This is a genomic window from Vibrio sp. QJM3NY_35 (genome assembly GCF_057785915.1).
On record NZ_CM173508.1, the window covers coordinates 1,534,337 to 1,551,430 of the forward strand.

The 17,094-nt window shown below is 43.9% G+C and carries 14 protein-coding genes and 2 pseudogenes; 14 read left to right on the plus strand and 2 right to left on the minus strand.

Annotated elements, in window-relative coordinates; all coding sequences use genetic code 11:
* Nucleotides 1–184 precede the first annotated feature (184 nt).
* The gene (locus AC3CH3_RS22015; protein WP_488538444.1) at nt 185–718 is read left to right on the plus strand and encodes a YbhB/YbcL family Raf kinase inhibitor-like protein; all 534 of its coding nucleotides are present in this window, start codon (nt 185–187) and stop codon (nt 716–718) included.
* Nucleotides 719–775: 57 nt separating this feature from the next.
* Nucleotides 776–1,573 (plus strand): helix-turn-helix transcriptional regulator, encoded by a 798-nt coding sequence (locus AC3CH3_RS22020; protein WP_488538445.1) that lies wholly within the window; start codon nt 776–778, stop codon nt 1,571–1,573.
* A gap of 29 nt (nt 1,574–1,602) precedes the next feature.
* Here AC3CH3_RS22020 and AC3CH3_RS22025 read toward each other — a convergent pair.
* Nucleotides 1,603–2,364 (minus strand): annotated as a pseudogene (locus AC3CH3_RS22025) (MFS transporter); the annotation flags it as partial.
* On the opposite strand from AC3CH3_RS22025, the pseudogene AC3CH3_RS22030 reads away from it, so the two are divergent.
* From AC3CH3_RS22030 to AC3CH3_RS22085, 12 genes and pseudogenes are all read left to right on the plus strand, one after another.
* Nucleotides 2,342–2,533 (plus strand): annotated as a pseudogene (locus AC3CH3_RS22030) (D-serine ammonia-lyase); the annotation flags it as partial. The pseudogenes AC3CH3_RS22025 and AC3CH3_RS22030 overlap by 23 nt on opposite strands.
* Nucleotides 2,534–2,695: 162 nt before the next feature.
* Entirely contained in the window at nt 2,696–3,469 is a 774-nt protein-coding gene (locus AC3CH3_RS22035; protein WP_488538446.1) for a hypothetical protein, read from the plus strand.
* Nucleotides 3,470–3,569: 100 nt separating this feature from the next.
* Nucleotides 3,570–4,724 (plus strand): IS110 family RNA-guided transposase, encoded by a 1,155-nt coding sequence (locus AC3CH3_RS22040; protein ID WP_488538447.1) that lies wholly within the window; start codon nt 3,570–3,572, stop codon nt 4,722–4,724.
* 543 nt (nt 4,725–5,267) lie between these two features.
* Nucleotides 5,268–6,329, plus strand: a complete 1,062-nt coding sequence (trpS, locus tag AC3CH3_RS22045; RefSeq protein ID WP_488538448.1) for a tryptophan--tRNA ligase — start codon at nt 5,268–5,270, stop codon at nt 6,327–6,329.
* A gap of 222 nt (nt 6,330–6,551) precedes the next feature.
* Nucleotides 6,552–6,908, plus strand: a complete 357-nt coding sequence (locus tag AC3CH3_RS22050) for a YbbD-related protein (protein ID WP_488538449.1) — start codon at nt 6,552–6,554, stop codon at nt 6,906–6,908.
* A 393-nt stretch (nt 6,909–7,301) separates the two neighbouring features.
* Complete coding sequence (locus AC3CH3_RS22055) at nt 7,302–9,332, plus strand: M4 family metallopeptidase (RefSeq protein WP_488538450.1); 2,031 nt, start codon at nt 7,302–7,304, stop codon at nt 9,330–9,332.
* Between the two features lie 193 nt (nt 9,333–9,525).
* Nucleotides 9,526–9,903 carry a VOC family protein gene (locus AC3CH3_RS22060; RefSeq protein WP_488539085.1) on the plus strand — a complete coding sequence of 126 codons (378 nt, stop codon included), beginning with the start codon at nt 9,526–9,528 and terminating at the stop codon, nt 9,901–9,903.
* A 132-nt stretch (nt 9,904–10,035) separates the two neighbouring features.
* Nucleotides 10,036–10,494 (plus strand): hypothetical protein, encoded by a 459-nt coding sequence (locus tag AC3CH3_RS22065; protein WP_488538451.1) that lies wholly within the window; start codon nt 10,036–10,038, stop codon nt 10,492–10,494.
* Nucleotides 10,495–10,860: 366 nt separating this feature from the next.
* Nucleotides 10,861–11,721, plus strand: coding sequence for a delta-class carbonic anhydrase (locus tag AC3CH3_RS22070; protein ID WP_488538452.1), 861 nt, complete (start codon nt 10,861–10,863; stop codon nt 11,719–11,721).
* Nucleotides 11,722–11,968: 247 nt separating this feature from the next.
* On the plus strand, nt 11,969–12,595 hold the full coding sequence (locus AC3CH3_RS22075) for a LysE family translocator (RefSeq protein WP_488538453.1): 627 nt from the start codon (nt 11,969–11,971) through the stop codon (nt 12,593–12,595).
* A 481-nt stretch (nt 12,596–13,076) separates the two neighbouring features.
* Nucleotides 13,077–14,603: a methyl-accepting chemotaxis protein gene (locus tag AC3CH3_RS22080; protein ID WP_488539086.1), complete on the plus strand. Its 1,527-nt coding sequence runs from the start codon at nt 13,077–13,079 to the stop codon at nt 14,601–14,603.
* 387 nt (nt 14,604–14,990) lie between these two features.
* Nucleotides 14,991–15,536 carry a type II secretion system protein gene (locus tag AC3CH3_RS22085; RefSeq protein ID WP_488538454.1) on the plus strand — a complete coding sequence of 182 codons (546 nt, stop codon included), beginning with the start codon at nt 14,991–14,993 and terminating at the stop codon, nt 15,534–15,536.
* A gap of 97 nt (nt 15,537–15,633) precedes the next feature.
* Here AC3CH3_RS22085 and AC3CH3_RS22090 read toward each other — a convergent pair whose 3' ends face one another.
* The gene (locus AC3CH3_RS22090) at nt 15,634–17,016 is read right to left on the minus strand and encodes an MATE family efflux transporter (protein ID WP_488538455.1); all 1,383 of its coding nucleotides are present in this window, start codon (nt 17,014–17,016) and stop codon (nt 15,634–15,636) included.
* Nucleotides 17,017–17,094 lie beyond the last annotated feature (78 nt).

Consider the following 17,094-nt stretch of genomic DNA (forward strand, 5'->3'; position numbering starts at 1 on the left):
ACCTGAATGTCAACAAGTGTTCCTTTAACAACAAATTGTCGAGTGGGTCATGTTTTAAAATAATAAATCAAAAATACAGTAAGTATCATTCGAATGGATTAAACTAGATAATTGTGTACTTATTGTCATTATTGAACGAATGGAGGGGACTATACTGGGTTCATACCTAATCAGAGGAACCACCATGAAAACACTCATTAAATCAGTATTGGCACTTAGTATCTTAACAGCGGGCTCGGCTCAGGCATTCGAATTAACGAGTAATGATATTCAAGAAGGTCACCCAATGGCGAAGACGTTTGAATATTCAAGTTGGGGCTGTGATGGCGAGAACTTGTCACCGCAGTTGATGTGGAAAGATGCTCCAGCAGGAACCAAAAGCTTTGCAATCACGGCTTATGATCCAGATGCACCAACTGAAAGTGGTTTCTGGCACTGGGTCGCGTTTGATATTCCAGCAACAGTGAGCGAGCTACCTCGTGGTGTCGACATCTCTAAAGTCGGTGGCAAAGAAGGTCGCATTGATTACGGTACAGTTGGCTACGGTGGCGTTTGTCCTCCAGAAAAAGATGGTATGCACCGTTACCAGTTCACGGTTTGGGCATTACCAACGGACAAACTTAACCTCGACGAAAATACGCCGTCGGCTGTGGTTGGATTCACGTTGAACAGCATGGCTTTAGACAAAGCTAAACTGACCGCAACTTATACACGTTAATAGCTTATGTACGTTAAAGCTTATACACGTACATAATAAGTAAATAAGGGGGGTGAGATGAATCATCAATATCAAGTGACGATCTTTCGTGCAGAGCAGTTACAAAAGCTGCGTAATGTGAGGATTCTATCCCCTAGTATCATTCAGATCATTACAGGCAGTAAGCGCCTGTTTTGGAAAGGTTCAGCGGCCGAACTCTCACACTCTGAGCTGCTGTTGTGTGAGGCATCAGCTTCACTAAGCTTTGAGAACATGCCCCACAAAGGGCGCTTCTTGTCGCGAGTGTTCAGCTTTCAATTCCAACCTTCTCAGGCGATGCTTGATTTTAGTGAGGAACGTTCGAATGATCTGGGACTGCCTACAGTAAAAGCGGATCGAAACTTACAAGACTCACTCAATGCTCTGTTTTCGTTTGATACACAGAGCATGAGCAAAGAGACTCAACAGTTTTGGTTACAGGGCTTGTACCAGCAATTGGCCGAAAAAGGGGTGTTGCATCAATTGTTTGCCAGTGCCAACGTCTCGTTTAGCCAAAAGCTCAGCCACTATCTTTCACATTCACCAGATGAGAAGCATCCGCTAGAGTCGGTTGCGGAGCGTTTTGCGATGAGCCGAGCGACACTGATTCGAAAGCTCAAACTTGAGGGTATGCAATATCGAGAGGTACTGGCTGAAGTTCGCTTGAGTCACGCGCTTTATCTGATGCAAAACGGACAACAGAACGTGGCGATGTTGGCTCAGTCTTGCGGTTACCAATCGGAAGGGCGTTTTAGTCAGCGCTTTAAAGGCAAATTTGGTTTGTCGCCAAGTGAATACATCAAAACCGTCGTCAGCCATAGAGTCGAGAGCAAATAAAGTCGCGATACCATAATCATTCTGTTTGCCTAAACGCTCACTTTCTTATCTCGTGCTGCCAGTGCCGCGAAAATCGTGCACGCAAAGGCACCAGATGCGATCAACAGAATAGGAACACTCCAAGAATCGGTTTGAGCATGAAGCTTACCCACCAACGTAGGACCAGTGGCTGCCAATGCATAACCGATTCCCTGAGCCATACCCGACAATGATGCGGCTTGGCTGCTATTCGATGTACGCAAGCCAACAAAAGAGAGAGCGATAATAAACGTCGAGCAGTTGGTTAATCCAAACAGTCCCACCCAAAAGAGCGCAAACTCAGGCAAATACAGAAGACCAATCAATCCAACAAATACACTCGATGCACACAGAGTGATGAGCCATTGTTGATTGTCACTTTTGGCTAATAACGGCAGTAACAGCAGCCCCGGAACCATAGTCGAAAATTGAAGGAAACCGTAGATGTAGCCCGCGTCGATTTCGCTGTAGCCAAGATCGTTCAATATCTGTGGCAACCAGCCAGCCAAAGAGTAGAAGGTAAATGAGTTAAGCCCAAGCGCTAACGTTACTTGCCACGCTACGCCGCTTTTAATCATCTGTTTCATCGGCAGAGGTTTGTCTTGTTGCTTGTTATTGTTGGCTGAAGATGAGCGTTTTCTGATTTTAGGCAACCAGATCATCAAAGCTAATATTGGGAATATTAGGTTCATTAACAGTGCTAATTGCCAACCCGTGATCGTAAATAAGGTTAGATTTGAAAACGGCACCATCAAACTTGAGCCTTCAGCGCTAGCGGGTATGCCGGGTGCGATTCATGTTGAGCAAAATAGTGAGTTTCTGGAAAGGTTAGGCATTGATGACTCTACGTTAACCAACGCGACACATCTTGTGTGGGCGACAGGCGGCGGCATGGTGCCAGAGCAAGAAATGGCCGCGTATTTAGCTAAGTCTTCGGTGTAAATCAGATAGAAAATCGGACGCCGGTTGATGATTTATGGGTTTAAACGGAAGTAATAAGTTGCGCAGATCGTTATCCCAAACACATATTTTATAAATTAGGCTTCATAGATGTTCTAACTATCAGTTAGGTTGAGTGGCATTCAACTTGATAGGGATAGAGAGATGCAAGCACAACAGTCAAATACACCAGAAAAACTCTTACAGCGCCTAGATGCCATTGGGGAATCTATGAAAGCTTCGGGTAAGGCACATGCCTTATTGGGGCTCGGTTCTGTTGGCATTGAAACGGAGCGATTGGATGAGTACTCAGATGTCGATTTTTTCGCAATAGTGCAAACAGGGCACAAGCAGTATTTCTTAGACAGTTTGCATTGGCTATCTGATATTCACCCAATCGACTACGCGGTGAGAAACAACGTCGATGGCTATAAAGTCCTGTACGCTGACGGAATCTTTTGTGAGTTTGCAGTGTTTGAACCCCACGAGTTAGCGCACATTCCGTTTGCTGAAGGGCGTATTGTTTGGCAGCAACATGAATTTGATACGCAGTGTTGTGTTCCACCAATAAAAGGGGAGACAGACACTAATTCCCAAGAGTGGATCATTGGTGAGGCTCTAACCAATCTTTATGTGGGTATGTCTCGTTATAACCGAGGCGAAAAGCTGTCGGGCAGTCGGTTCGTTCAATCTTACGCACTCGATCGTTTGATTGATCTTGTGGATCAAACTGAACAGTCTGAGCCTGAATTCGTTGATGAGTTTATGTCGGATAGAAGGCTAGAGGCGCGTTTCCCTCAATTTGCTAAGTTATTGCCAACGTTCACACAAGGCTATGACAGAACGGCTGAATCGGCACTCGCGCAATTGGCGTTTTTGAATACGCACTTTTCAATCAACCAAGCCATGTTCGCTAGAATTACGACTCTGTGTAAATAGACATAATGACCCCCACGAGGTGCTAGCCTCCAATTTCGTGGGTTAGCGTAAAGCCAGAGCCATAATTAGTGTGTTCAAACAACTAAATTTGGAGGCTAGCATGAATAACGATAGCATAATTTTCATTGGCTTAGATACGCATAAGTCATTTATCCAAGTCGCCGTCTTGCAAGAGCAACGCGGGGCTACACCTGAACATTTGGGACGGATAAAGTCTAACAAGTCCGCCCTCATTAAACTCACACAACAACTGCAATCTAAATATCCAAAAGCCACCCTCCATTTTGTCTACGAGGCTGGGCCATGTGGATACTGGACATACCGATTGCTCATCAGCCTTGGCCACTGCTGCTGTGTCATCGCTCCTTCCCTTATTCCAAAGAAATCAGGGGATAGAGTCAAAACAGATAAGAGGAATGCTGCAAAACTTGCCAAGCTTTTTAAGGCTGAAGAGCTTACGCCTATTTATGTGCCTGAATCTGAAGACGAGGCGATAAGAGATTTATCAAGGGCTCGAGAAACCGCGATGAAAGATCTTAAAGATGCAAAATTCCAACTCAAAGGCTTTCTTCTACGTAATAATGTACAAGCGACGGTGAATGATAACTGGTCTAAAAAGCATCTACGGTGGCTAACCGACCTCATTCTTCCCCATCACAGCCAACAGATTGTATTGCAAGAAATGATCATCACCATCAGTGAGCGGATGCAAAGATTACAACGGTTAGATAACGAGTTATTACACCAAGTCAAAAACTGGCGTTACTACCCTGTTGTCAAAGCCATTCAAGCTATGCGGGGGGTGCGACTCCTTGTTGCTCTCGGCACCATTGCCGAGCTCGGCGACCTACGTCGCTTCGACCATCCCAGAAAACTTATGGCTTATGTTGGCCTCGTACCGACTGAAAGCTCCAGTGGCGGTAAAACGAAGCGAGGGAGCCTCACCAAATGCGGAAACAGTCGAGCACGACGGTTGCTTATTGAGGGCGCACATACTTATAAGCACAAAGCTAATATCTCCGTCGAACTGCAACTGCGACAAGAAGGACTGCCCAAAGAAATTGTCGATATTGCTTGGCATGCTCAGCAACGATTATGTCGCCGCTATCAACGATTACTACAAAAAGGCAAACATCGAAACGTTGTCGTCGCCGCTATCGCAAGAGAAATGATCGCGTATATCTGGGCTATCGCAAGAGAGGTGGTCGTTAGCGCAGTCGAACCAAAAACACGGATTGCAAGGCTGCCTGTATGAGAAAAGAATTAGTGTTAACGCATTGGATAGAGCATCGGGTGTGGCACAAACACCGACGGCGTTAGGATGGCAATAAAGCTCGCGCTTTATTGAACCACGAGCATAGACTGAAGACAGGTGCCACGACGAAATAAGTAAGGTAGGCGCTGCTCATCTCGCGATGAGTAATCCACGTATATCAGCATGAGAACCGACGAAATTACTTGCTTCATCTATGCGTTAACACTATCTCAAAATAAACAAAAGGCTCTGAAATGTGGGAGCAGAAACTTCTACGTTTTAATTGACAGTGGGGGTCATATCAACGCTTTGTTTGGCTGTAGCAAGACAATGTGTAAATAATGGTTGTGACTCACGGCCATTATTGATACGTTTTTAGGATGAAATTTACTTCCGCTTCAACTTCAATTTTCTTTTGGTGGTGCTCTTAACAGAGCAGCACGGAATACTCACATTCTTTAGCTGCTGGACGGTAGCTAAGAATGTCATCAAAAATGTCGCCTCTTTTTATCTCCAGTAGCCTTTCTAACTTGGAGATACACCATGAATACCAACTCAAACAGCCATATCGACAGCAATAATATTGGCAGTAAGAACAATACCAACAAACCTGAAATCATTCTGACTGGCGATAGAGCTACTGGGCCTTTGCATTTGGGTCATTACGTCGGTTCACTTAAACAAAGAGTCTCTTTGCAGCATATTCACGACCAAACGATATTGGTTGCCGACATGCAAGGGCTTACCGACAACGCCCATAATCCTTCGAAGGTTTCTTCCAACATTCTCAATGTAGTCGCTGACTATCTTGCGGTGGGTATCGACCCGACCAAGACCACGATTTGTCTGCAATCACAGTTGCCGGTGTTAGCTGAGCTCACCATGTTCTACAGCAATCTTGTTTCTATCGCTCGCTTGGAACGCAATCCAACGGTCAAAAGTGAAATTCAGAACAAGGAATTTGGCCGCTCAATCCCGGCTGGCTTTCTGACTTACCCCATCTCACAAGCGGCTGATATCACGGCGTTTAACGCAACCTTGATTCCTGTTGGCGATGATCAATTGCCAATGCTAGAACAGACCAACGAGATCGTGAGAAAAGTAAACTCACTCGCGGGCAAGCCCATCTTAAATGAGTGTAAACCACTGCTTAGCAATGCTTCACGACTTCCGAGTACTGACGGAAAAAGTAAGATGTCTAAATCGATGGGCAACGCCATTAATTTGGGTGCGACAGAGAAAGAGATCAGAGCTGCTGTTAAATCCATGTATACCGACCCAAATCACCTACGAATTGAAGACCCTGGCAAGGTAGAAGGGAATATCGTGTTCACTTATCTTGATGCTTTTCACGCAGACGCTAATTATGTCAGTCAACTAAAAGAGCATTATCAAAAAGGTGGGCTGGGCGATGGTCAAACTAAGAAGGTGTTGGAAGAATGCCTACAGGATATGATTCGACCGATTAGAAAGCGCCGAACTGAACTGTTAGACGACAAGGCTCAGCTCATTGATATCTTACGCAAAGGCACGCAGGTATCGAGAGAAAGAACAACAAATGTATTATTTGATGTAAAGGGCGTGTTTGGGCTGAATATACTCTGATTGCAAGGCTATTTATAGCACACAAATGCTGGTGCCTAACATTAATATTATCAATGGTTTAAGTGTGGGTTATATGTAAATAAAGTCAATTACGTTGAATGGGAATAATGATTAATTTATAACATCGCTTTTGTAACGGCACTTGTCACTCGCTTGCTGATTTTTTCATGCTTTTATGGCTGGGCGAGTGAACGAGGCCTTTTCTTCAAATGATGGAACTAAATGAAAACCAAATTATTACTCCCAATCTTACTTCTAGCCTCGGGCTGTTCTGACGTGGTCACTGACGAGTACGCAACTTACGAATTGGCTCAACAAGATCGTTTGTTTGATAGAGGTTGGTTGCCCGACATCTTGCCTAGCTCAACTTTGCAAATTGAAGTGAATAACGACTTAGATATCAACACCTCTGAGGGGAGTTTTCGTATATACGAGCCTCAGTTATCCGAGTTCATCGCTAAGCTGACGCAAACCCCGTCCAAGGATGAGTATCTGTTTACCGACAACGATAATACTTGGATGTTTAAGATAGCGGACGATAGCTTGGTCACTTACACGCTCAACAAAACCAAACACTAAGTCCCAACCACCGCCAACACACCCTCATCATTATTCTACTCGATACCATCTTGTGTAATTGCGGGAGTTGAACCTTGTGAGGGTGAGTTGGTGCTGTTATTTAACAATCGATATCGATACTGAATCTCGTAACGATTTGAAGCATGAAATTTGTGCATATCATCGAAAATCAGATACCCCTTCATATTTTAGGTTTATTTGTTGAGTTGTTGATAAGTATAAGAAATTATTGATTTTTGACTGCCATTCTCATTTTTAATTGTACTAGGAGTTATGTTCTGAATCGATATCACATATGCAATTAGGTGTATTAACTTATATGGAGTTTCTATCGTTAAGATGCGCGCTCATCCGGTGGGTGAATTTATAAAAACATAATTATAAAGGTGACGTATGCGTGGTGCACATTTACTAATGCTATTTCCGATAGCGTTTACTTCTCAAGCTGCCAATGTTGTCGACTACTCGCAAGTCGATTTATCTACAGTACTCAATCAAACAACACAGGGTTTTACCGCTGTAAGCCAACCACTTGCTTACCAAGATGCAAGTCGTGTGGATACTGGTACAACAACACTCCTCCGTAAGAAACAACTCCACTATGGGATTCCGGTTTACGGTCAATCGGTAGTGGTTGATCTTTCCCAGAAGGGCATTGCTAAAGCAGTAGATGGACAAGTGTTAACGGATATCGAAGCTGATATCGGCTCAACATTGCCAATGATCAACGCTCAGCAAGCACTCGCTATTGCTAAATCACAATATCAAGGTGTAGCGGCAGCGACCATTCACAGTCCAAATACTGAACTTGGAATTTGGCTTGATGAACAGCAACAAGCACGCCTTATTTATAAGATTGATTTCCTACAAACGAAAGGTATGGCGCCGTCACGACCGATTACACTCGTTGACGCGAAATCTGGCGAGTTGCTCGACCAGTGGGAAGGGATTGCATTCATTGAGGCAGAAGGACCGGGCGGAAACCAGAAAAGTGGCCGTTATTATTTTGGCTCCAATACACAGTTTGGCGGATTCAAAGTCAACTCGTATTGCCAGATGGACAGCCAAGACGTAATAACGCTTAACATGAACAACCAACAGAGCTCAGGTCAAGTACATCAATTTAGTTGTAACGATAATGGTGGGAGCAACGTTAATAATTATCGTGCCGTCAACGGTGCGTATGCGCCAATGAACGATGCACATTACTTTGGTCAACGTGTGTTCGACATGTACCAAGATTGGTTGAACACTCGTCCCATTCAACAAAAGCTAAAGATGCGTGTTCACTATGGCTCGAACTATGGAAACGCATTTTGGGATGGTCGCCAAATGACGTTTGGTGATGGCAACCAATCCATGTATCCATTAGCGACGTGGGACGTGATTGCTCATGAGGTGAGTCATGGCTTTACTGAGCAAAACTCGGGTCTTGAATATCGTGGCATGTCGGGCGGAATGAATGAATCTTTCTCGGACGTGGCAGCAGCAGCGTTAAGTGAATATGTGCACGGTAGTTTCAATTGGAAGATGGGTGAACATGTAATGAAGCATAGCGATGCAATGCGTTATTTCATTAAGCCGAGCCAAGATGGTATGTCTATCGGTCACATCAACCAGTATTACAATGGCATTGATGTTCACCATAGTTCAGGGATCTTTAATAAAGCGTTCTACCACCTAGCAACAAGCAACAGTTGGGACATCAAAAAAGCGTTTAAGGCTTACGCAACCGCGAACCAACTTTACTGGACACCAAACTCGGATTTCCAACAAGGTGCCAATGGGGTGTGCAAAGCAGCAGAAAAGCTAGGTTATGAGACCTCTGCGGTGAAGTCTGCATTTAACGAAGTGGGCATTGATGTACAAAACTGTGGTTCTGGTCAGCCAAACCCGAATCCTAATCCACCAACACCAACACCAACACCTGGCGTCGTGGATCTAGAGATAAACATGCCGACACCTATTCAGGCAGAAGGTGATGATCAGCAACAGTTTGTACTTAAGAACGCACCGGCCGATGAAGTTTGGGTTCAAACTTACAATGGATACGGTGATGTAGACATGTACGTTGCAGTCGGTCGACCAGCATCACTAAATGATTACGATTGCGCCTCTACCAATCAAGGTAATCGTGAATATTGTGGTCTAAATGGCGTGCAGGGTGCTGATATATATGTGATGGCTTCTGGCTCTAAAGGCTCGATGGATGCGTATGTTGCGGTCAGTGCTGACTTAGAAGCGCCTAAACCTGAGCCACAAGGTTTGTGCGATAATCTTCAAGAGTGGAACCCAAACTACTATTATCCAGCAGGTACGGCAGTTCAATACTATGGCAACAGATTCTCAGCGTCTGCGGATAACTGGGGAGCAGACCCGTTCAATAACTATTGGTATTGGGTATTTGAAGGTTCTTGTTACTAGTTAAAACGACATAAAGTGATTTAAGTGAGCTAAAACCGATGAGAAGGGAGCACAGTCTGTGCTCCCTTTATTCGTTCAAAGTGAGAGGTGAAGATGTATGCTGATCTTGTGTGAGCACGTCCAACATTAGAATATGTGCCTTAGGCTTATTCAGCATGCAATATCTAGTAACGACGAAACAAGGATGAATAAATTGGAAATCAGTCATTTAGATCACTTGGTGTTAACCGTTAAAGACTTAACCGTGACGGTGGATTTCTATCAGAGCGTGTTAGGTATGAAGCCTATCCAATTTGGAGAAGGTCGCTTAGCGTTATCATTTGGCAGCCAAAAGATAAACCTTCATCAACGAGGTAATGAGTTCGAACCAAAAGCGCAGCACGTGCAAGCGGGTAGTGCTGACCTTTGTTTTATCACCAATACACCAATGGCAAAGGCGATAGAACATATTGAAGCTCAAGGGGTCACAATAGAAGAGGGGCCAGTACAACGAACAGGTGCGACGGGGAAAATTGTCTCCGTTTATGTTCGAGACCCTGATGGCAATCTGATTGAGATTTCGAATTACTAGGTTTCAGAGTCAAACTTCATTTTTGGCTTGTTTACGAGTAAATAACTTCGCACTCAAAGCCGCTTGATCTAGATGTAGCAAGACAAATAAATTACAATTGAACAATGTTTTATTAATTCGAGCCTTATCGTCATGGTGCGAAACCTAGTCACATTCATCTTTAGTCTGTTTTTCTTAACCGCTTGCTCCACAACGAGTAATGAGCAAATCGGTGAAAAAACATCGAGCAACGAAGACACTCTGTCTAACACTATCGAAGAAGAGACGAATCTAAACGTCATTGCTGAGTCTACTGATGAGACAAATGCTGATTTAGTTAAAGAATCCAATATAAACGGTAAGACACAAACTGAACCAGTTGAAGCTTCTCAAGCTAATGCTACTCAAGGAAGTGCATCTCAAGTACATGTTTCTAAAGTAACGGCTAAACAAGTGACTGAAGATAAAGTCGAGACCGACAATGAGAAAGGGCTTGGAAGTTACCTATTACTTAACAATGAGCCGACTAAGAAAGTCATTAAATCGTTAGAGGGTGTGACAGACACATTGAACATCTTGACCTTTGGAATATTTGCCACAGGTCATGGTTGAGTGAAGAACTCAGAACGAATAACATCGAATCAGTCAATAAGGCGGGCCAAACGGTTCGCCTTTTTTATATCAAAAACTTACTGTTACCTCTGGTTGTAGTTCTGGTTAGAGCGTGTCGTTTGCTTGTTTGTCGGCTGAGTCAAGAGACTGTCAGCGAAGTAGGTATTTGTTCGTTCTGGAATGGACTCGCCGTATTTACCGTGTTTGACTTGTTATATGCATCAAGGGTTTTAATACTCTCCCAAAAGTAAGCCGTGAAATCTAATCTTACAAAGACAATGTCTGATATTCACTTGTGAGCATAGTAGTATGTTTGCGGTTAAATCCGTTATTTAGGTTTTGTTATCAATATTCTAGGGAAGAGATATGAAGAATAAGAGTGCATTTTTAAGCGTCGCGATGGTTATGTTAGCTGCTCAAGCGAACGCATCTGAGGGGAACCATGAGGCTGTAGCAGACAGTGTTATCGCTGAACAAAGAGCGAATCTATCTGAAAATACTCAAGGGAAAGGTTTTGGCCCACAAGCTCCTCGTGACTTGGGTTCACTTGAGGGTACTAATGCTCGCCTGTTTTCGGATGCGCCAGATTCAACAGCCATGAACTTATGTAATATTCACTTCCATAAGAACGCAGAGCACAAAGGTGGTGAGTTTACTCAATACGCTGGTAACGGTGATGGCAAAGGTTTCCAGAGTGGCTTTAAATACACAGGCAAGCTAAGTTCTGCTGAGCTGAAACCATTTGAGGGCAAGGTTTGTCCGAGCGATCATGGTTCTTTACATTCGGGCGACACCATCGAGGTGCATTACGTGTATTCAACCGCACAAGTCGAACCGGGTGAAACGCTTGGCGCTTGCTTCAACGATGCGATTACCAACCCGCAATTGCGTGTAGAAACCCAAGTTTACGTATTGGTGAATGACGACAAAGCACTCGACTTTGAAGCACTGGCTAAGCACTCTAAAGTCAACGGTTTGCACCAAGCACCAAATATCCCACAAGATACTGGCTCAGCGATTCAATACGCAGGTTCTACAACGGGCCCAGGTTACAATGAACAAGGTTCGCCATTCCAAGTGACTTGGAGCGTGCGTCCACAAGTGGCAAAAGTGAATATCGCGACGGTTGGTAACTGGTGTGAAGGAAACGATTTTAACGAAGACCATGCACACGGTGTGAGAAATATAGTCGTAAACCCTAAACTGCTGTCACCAATAGCGAACTAATCTTGTCGCACTGATTTGTAGTCAATATTTTGTAAAGGCGAGCCACTAGGTTCGCCTTTTTTATGTCTTAACGAAAAATACCTTGGTTCTTGCGTACTAGGCATGCTTAGCGGGTAAATTACGTGTGACACTTATTCAAAACATGCGCAGCGCGAATCGTTGTTAGTCAAAAACGTTCTTTACCAGAATCAAGGTTGCATGGTACGTTCTGGATCAATTATGCTGAGTTATAAGTAAGGACAAGCCGATGTCATTGGAAGGTGCAGTTACATTCTTTATTGCCATGTTTATATTTGGTATCACTCCAGGACCTGGAGTCTTTGCCATTTTAGCTCGTGGCATGGTTCAGGGATGGCGAAAATGCATCACTCTTTCTTTAGGAATGATATGCAGTGACCTTATTTATCTTGTTTTAGCCTGTTTTGGTCTAGCGACGATTGCTGACAATTGGTCTTTTGCGTTTGAGGTGATTCGCTACGTTGGTGCCGCTTATTTGATTTACTTGGGCTACAAGATGTTTAAGAGTCTGCCTGAAGTGCAAGGTTCAGCGGAGCTCGCTGCCAAACAAAGTCAGAAATCGGCACTCACAAGTTTCGCACAAGGCTTTTTGATCTCCGCATCAAATCCTAAAGTGATTCTGTTTTATATTTCGTTCTTACCGACTTTCGTGGATCTGACTGTTTTACGTTCACAAGATATCGTCTTGGTGTCCGTTTTAGCGTCTGTTGCGTTGATGTCTGGTTTAATGCTGATTGCTTTGGGTGCGGGCAGAATGTCTGCATTACTTAAAACACCACGCGCACATAGAAGATTAAATCAAAGTGCTGGTGGGATAATGATTGCAGCTGGATCTTATCTCGCGATAAACAGATAAACACGACTTAATTTAACTAAAAAAGCGAATCCAAAGGTTCGCTTTTTTGTTGTCGCATCAACTAGAGGCGAGAATATTAAGTACTCACAAGTGAACGGTTGCATCAAGCCTCCAACATTTCTCAAGGTACTGGTTCTGCGGGTCAATACGCGAAACCTACTCTTTATTTTCTATCCTCTATTTTCTACTCGCTATTCACCTATACCTCTTAAGCAGGGCTGTTATTTGTTAATCAGATTTCCAAGTGCTCGTTTCGCGTTGAATGTACTCATATGTTAGGTAAGTGTGATTAACATATGTTTTTCGTATGATTTAGCTAAAGTTATCGAGATTTTTACAGATAAAGGACTAGTGGGGAGCTCTAACACGAGATAAAACGTGCGAGCTTTGGTTTCGCTTTTTGAAACCTTTAGAGAACTTTTAACAAACTTGCGTCGAGACAACCTAAATGAAGAAAACAATCCTATTTGCCGTTTTTATTATGTTTGGCATTGCCGTCGCTGCGAGTATGGCGTCAACTTATTTCATTTCAAGCGAAAAAATTGATGAGATAATATTGAACAAATCTCAAGTTCAAGCTGAATTTTTGGCTGGGAATGCTGGGTATATCTTAGAGAATTCGGACAATCCAGTTCAAGATTTACAAAAGCTGGTGGGCGAGCTGAAACAGCGATCTGATGTCACTTATGCCATTGTTATTGATAGTAACGTAAGTGCTATTGCTCACAGCGACAAAAATAAACTGAATAAAGTTTATGAAGATAGCTATACCGTTAAAGGTGCGACCAAAGGCGTACAGCAGTATTCGAAATGGTACGCTGATGTTCAACAAGTGTGGGTGTTTGACATCATGGCACCTATCTACGTCAACGGTGAGCTGTACGGTACTTTTGATATCGGTATCCCGATCACAGAGGTTAGCCAAGCAACGAATGGCATTATCAGCTACCAGCTCGCTTCAATGGTTTTCATTTTTGTTGTTTGTCTCGTTGTTCTATCACTTCTTCTTAGCAAACTGATGCAACCTCTCTTGGTATTGAAAAATACATTGCATGATATTTCTGAAGGCGATGGTGATCTATCAGTACGTTTGCCAATCAAAGGGAATGACGAAGTTGCTCAAATCTCATCGGCTTTCAATGTGTTCGTTGGCAAGGTGCACGAGATAATTACGCAAACAGTGAATACGGGTGTCGAATTAAATAAGACCGCTATTGGGCTTCGTGAACAGTCGCAGCAAGCATTGCAAAGAGGGCAAGAACAGAACGAACAAACTATGTTGGTCGTGACGTCTATGAATGAAATGATTGCCACGGTTAATGAAATTGCATCTAGCGCAGCTGGTGCTGCAAGCGCGGCAAACATGGCAGCGAGTGAAACTCAAGAAGGTCATAAGACGATTGAGAAGACCACGACTTCAATTTCGAACCTTGAAGCCGAAATGAATAGTGCTTCTGACATCATCGTGAGCCTTGCTGATAATACCCAGTCGATCGGTACTATTCTTGATGTTATTCGAGGTATCTCTGAGCAAACGAACTTGCTGGCACTTAATGCTGCAATTGAAGCTGCACGTGCTGGTGAAGCTGGCCGAGGCTTTGCTGTCGTTGCTGATGAAGTTCGTAACCTAGCGACAAAAACAGCACAATCTACCGATGAAATTGACACTATGATCAACCAACTTCAAACCGAAGCTAAGAACGCTGTTAGCTCGATGAGTAATAGTAAGAGCTTAATTGAAGAGGGTACGACTGAAACTGAAATGGCTCGCCAAGCTTTGGAAAAAATTTCCACGCAAGTATTGGCTATTCTCGATATTAACACGCAAGTCGCAACGGCAACGGAGCAGCAATCAGCGGTAGCGAATGAAATTAATATGAACATGGATACGGTTAGTAGCTCAGTCAAAAACGGTTTGAGCGCAAGTGAGAAGTTAGAGCAATCAAGCCAGCAGCTGGCAGAGTTGTCACAAGTTCTCGATCGTTATGTCGGTTCATTTAAAATCTAGACTTCTCAACATATCTCTTTAAGAGATGTGTTGAGTCTCCAGTTATTGAATAGCGCTTATGTCTTGCATGAGCGCTATTTTTTTTGCGATATGCCGACACAGATACTCCGATAGAGCGCAACAGAAATGAAGAATGTGCCTGCAGTGTAATATCGTGACAATTTAGCTCATTCAAAACAACGCGATCAAATAAGACAGCGACAACAAGGCGCTAATTTTTATCCTCCCATGCGCAAGGTCTAAAAATCGACTAAACAACAACTCTGACGCGACACATAAGGTGTTCCGCATCTCATCACGATGTATAGTTATTGATAATTCATTCAGTAATTGTATCTGTAGTTGTCAGTTGATGTGGGTGTTATGAAGAAAAACGGATTTACTTTAATGGAATTAATCATTGTGATCGTGATACTCGGAGTATTGGCCGTTACCGCTGCCCCGAGGTTCCTCAATATTCAAGAGTCAGCAAGAGAAGCGGTACTAGAGGGGGTTGCTGGTGCAATGGAAGGCGTTATCACGCAGGTGACTTCTAAAGCGATTATTGTAGGGCTTAACCCTGACGCAACAAACCCAGGTGATCAGAGTAACTATGTAATCGATTTTGGTATCGGTAGCGTTGAGGTTGATTGGGGAACGCTTTGCCCAGAGAGCCGGGGAGAGTCGGGCGACAAATTGACGATGATCGACTTTATGACTTTGTCAGATGATGACAGCTTAACTTCTGATTTTGGTAATCGACACACTGTGGTCGGGTATGACTACGATTTTACTCAAGCTGAATTAGATAGTACGAACATAACTGACGCGGATCTAGAAACGCGCCAAGGTTGTTATGTTCTTTACGATTCTTTTGGTGGGCGAGTAACCGGAAATGAATGTCCTGCTGGTGGTTGTGAATGCACCGTTCGTGTAGTGAATGACGAATGTTAACCCAAATACATTAACTGACTTATAGAAATTCAATAAAAAAGCGCGTTATTGCCGAGTAGCAATAACGCGCTTTTTTGTATTAGCTTAATGAGCTATCTTAGTTTGCTATTGCTGCATCTGCTGGCGGCAAGTCACGCTTCTTAATCACGTATCGCAAGCGAATTAACATCAGCGTCGCTGAAACGCTCAATCCCGTTAGGATACCAATCCAAAAGCCTTCTTCACCCATTGCAGGTACAATGTGGTCTGTTAAGCCCAACACCATGCCCAGTGGTAGTGCCAAGCCCCAATATGAAGCGATAGCTAAGATCATCGGGATCTTAGCGTCTTTATAGCCACGCAGTGCGCCGTTAGCAGACGTTTGCAATGCATCGCTGAATTGATACATAGCTGTAAAGGTCAACAATACCGCTGCCGTTGCGCTTATCGCAGGGTCGGTGGTGTAAAGCCTAATGATCCACTCAGGGAACAGAAGGAACATCGCAACTGAAAGTAATGAAATCAACGCCGCAACCAAGATGCCGACTTTGCTGCGTTCAATTGCGCCTAGTTCGTCCTTCTCGCCTAGTGCATGTCCAACACGAATCGTAATGCCAAATGAGATACTCATAGGAATCACGTAAGTCAGGCTCGAGATGTTAAGTGCAATTTGCGCGGCTGCCACGTTCTCTGCACCAATACGGCCAATCATCAACGCGATTACCGCAAAGATACTGCCACATACCGCGATGTTCATCCCGATAGGTAAACCTAATCTTAGAAGGTGAAGCATCTCTTTTGCTTTTGGTTTAGCGTCTGCAAAACTAATAATGGTTTTGTAGTGGTGATGACCTTTAATGTAGGAATAGAGCATTCCCGACATTAACCAATACACTAAGCTTGTTGCCCAGCCACAACCCACAGCGCCCATTTCAGGGAAGCCAAACTTACCGTAAATAAGCACGTAGTTGACTGGAATATTAATCAGCAAACCTATTACCGAAATGATCATCGGTACTTTGGTGTTGTTCATACCTTCACAGAAGCCGTTCAAGGTGTAGAACAGGGCAATACCCGGTACACCAAAGGCTAGGGCAAACGCATAGTCACTGCCAATTGGAATGATCTCAGCGGCTACGCCAATCCATTCTAAAATCGGTTTCGCACTCACCAAGTAAGCGATAAGCAGTACGCTAGCAATTAATGCCAACCAAACCATCTGGAAGAACTCGACAGAGATACTTTGAAAGTCGCGTGCGCCGCGGTGGTAAGCGACAACAGGCGTTAACGCCATAATCACCCCACGCAGTAGCAGCAACACAGGAATCCAAAGGCTGGTGCCAAGTGCAATAGCGGCGAGATCGGCAGGGCTTACTTGGCCAGCCATTGTCGTATCGACAAATCCCATCGCTTGGGTCGCTATTTGAGTCAAAATGATTGGAATCGAAAGATGCATAAGCGCACCCGATTCACGAGTAAAAGGACGAAATTTCGTTAGCATGGAAGTTCACAACACCAATATAAATACACGAATGATGGCAGGATGGCCGGTGTGCATTTTAGGATGTGCCCCGCTGGG